Source organism: Candidatus Poribacteria bacterium (assembly GCA_016866785.1).
Lineage (GTDB): Bacteria > Poribacteria > WGA-4E.
The window spans coordinates 1-2,320 of the sequence record VGLH01000259.1; the positions used below are offsets into that span (position 1 = coordinate 1).

Consider the following 2,320-nt stretch of genomic DNA (forward strand, 5'->3'; position numbering starts at 1 on the left):
GACACCTCCCCCTCGCCCGCCGAACCCATCTCGTCAAACACCACTTGGACCGGCAGCGTCCGCACGACGCGCTCGAACCGTTCGTCGTCCAACTCGGCGAGCTCCCGAAGCCAGCCCTCCATCGCCGGCGTGACGCGCCCTTCGCGCTTTGCCTCCGCCAGTCGCGACTCCGCCCGCTGACGCGCCAGCGCCGCCCGAAGCCGCGCATTCTCCTCCCGCAGCCGAACCGTCTCCGACAGGAACGCGCTCTCCCGATCTGTCAGGGCGATTTCCGTCTCTTCCCCCTCGGCGAATGCGTCCGGCTCGCTCAGGTTGATCGTCGCCTCGCGCATCTGCTTGAGGAACGGCCGGTTCGTGAGCGCCGCGCCCAGCATCGTCGGACCGCGCAGCACGCCCGATTCGTCCACGTAGGCGAGGTCGTACTCGATGGACAGGTACTTGAAGATGCCCTCCTCCACGAGCTCCCTGCCCTTCGACGTCCACTCGACTTCGCCCCAGAGTTCCTCGCCGTCGGGGTCGGTCCAGAGCCGTCGGAACCAACCGGCGGCTCCGTGCTCCGGCTGATGCTCCACGTCGAGCGCGACGTCGATCCCCCGCGCTCGCTCGTCGAAATTCCGGATCAGCGCGTCGTAGAGGTCCGCGTTGATCTGGATGCGCCCGTACCATCCGTGTTGGAAGGTTCCCGCCCGAAGGAGCTGCACGCTCGATACGACGGGCTCCCCACCAGACGGCATCGACTCGCTCAGATTCAGAATGGCAAACACGTGTCGCTTCATACTTGTCGTTCTCCTCACAAACCGATAGTCGCGTCGCCGTAGGGGCGGGTCTGAGACTCGCCCCTACCAGGTGCACGCCCAGCAGCGAGACAGGTAGAGGCGTCTTGACGGGTCGCCTCGCCGTGAATCTGGGCGGGCGGCGCACCGCGTCGCCCCTACGGCAGACCGTGCCTATAGACGATTCCGGCTGCGGTCACGCCATCCGCTTCGGCGGCAGGTCGAGGCTCTCCCGCACGACCGATTCGATGTCATCGCCCGGCGTCAGGAACCCGCCTCGCGCCAGCAGATCGAGCGTCTCCGCCAGGTTCCGGCTGTCCGTCCCGCGCAGCTTGCCCCGCACCTCCGGCATCGGAGCCCCGACCCCGAAGTTCCACGCGACCAGCTCCCGCACCGCGTCCCGGCTCAGCGTGTCGCACACGTGCTGCAGGAGCCCGTTGAGCGTCATCAGGAACAGATCCGTCTGCGACTGGCTCAGCGCGAAGCTCCCCACGCTCGTCTGTCCCAGGTTCAGGAACTGCGCCAGCGCCGCCTTCGCGATCATCCCGTTGTGATGCTCGATCAGCGGCAGATAGGCGAAGCCCCGCGACGTCGTCAGCGTGAACTCGAACTCCGACGGCAGGACGATCCCCGCCTCCTCGTTCGCCCGGAACGACTTGACGATGGAGATCGCCTGCTCCCGGTCCCGCTCCGACGCGGTCCGAGGAATCCGCAGGGTCGGAATGCCGACGCCCGTGCGCTCCGCCGCCAGCGCCGAGAGCTTGTAGAGCGTGTCCTTGTGCCACCAGTGTTTGTAGACATCCCGCAGCAGCGACCGACCCTCGAAGTTGCTCCCCTCCTGGCGGTGGGTGAACCGCAGGAGCTTCGACGCCGGGATCGTCACCGAACGCGCCAGATCGCCGTAGACCCGCTGCTCGACCCCCGCGAAGTCGCCGGAGCCGTCCACGATCCACCGCGCGACCGTCTTGGGCAGGCGCGGCGCGAACTTCCGCCAGACGATCCGACCGTCCTCCCGATGCCGGTAGACCTTCTCGAAGAGCATGACGCCGTAGGACAGCATCAGCATCGCTTGGCGGATGAAGTCGTCGAACGTCTCGTCCATCCCGAACAGCGCGTCCTCGACGAACGCCGCGATCTCCGCCGCCGCCGGGCTCTCGTCCGACGGAACCACGCGCACGTCCGCCGCCCGCACCGGCAGCTCCATGACGTTCAACACCGCCGCGACCTGCGCGTCCGCCCGCATCCGAGCGTACACGTCGTACTTCCAGGATCCCCGGAGCTCCGACTGGTACTCGTCCAGAAGCTGGCCCCCGAAGACCTCCGTCCCCGTCGAGCCGATCTCGCGCAAGCCCGCGTCGGGCTCCTCCCCGAACGCGCGTCGGAACCGCTTCCACCGCCGCAGAGGGTTCATGGCAGATCCTTCACGCGCTCCCGCCAGTCCGGCAGCTCGAAGTGGACCGACTCGCGGAACCGCTTCCAGTCGCCAGCCCAGCTCAAGCCGACCTCCTTGCCCAGAGCGCCCATCTTCGCCAGCAGCTCATCGTCGT

At 67.6% G+C, this 2,320-nt stretch carries 3 protein-coding genes; all 3 read right to left on the reverse strand.

Going from position 1 to position 2,320, the window contains the following annotated elements; genetic code table 11:
• The coding region (locus FJZ36_19055; protein MBM3216998.1) for a hypothetical protein at positions 1–776 on the reverse strand (776 nt) is incomplete at its 3' end.
• A gap of 193 nt (positions 777–969) precedes the next feature.
• Positions 970–2,184: a DUF935 family protein gene (locus FJZ36_19060; GenBank protein MBM3216999.1), complete on the reverse strand. Its 1,215-nt coding sequence runs from the start codon at positions 2,182–2,184 to the stop codon at positions 970–972.
• Positions 2,181–2,320: M15 family metallopeptidase (locus FJZ36_19065; protein ID MBM3217000.1), on the reverse strand; the 140-nt coding region annotated here is incomplete at its 5' end. The genes FJZ36_19060 and FJZ36_19065, both read right to left, overlap by 4 nt.

Excerpts from the sequence above, each read along its gene's own strand:
- FJZ36_19060 (MBM3216999.1), bottom strand. The coding sequence starts at position 2,184 with ATGAACCCTCTGCGGCGGTGGAAGCGGTTCCGACGCGCGTTCGGGGAG.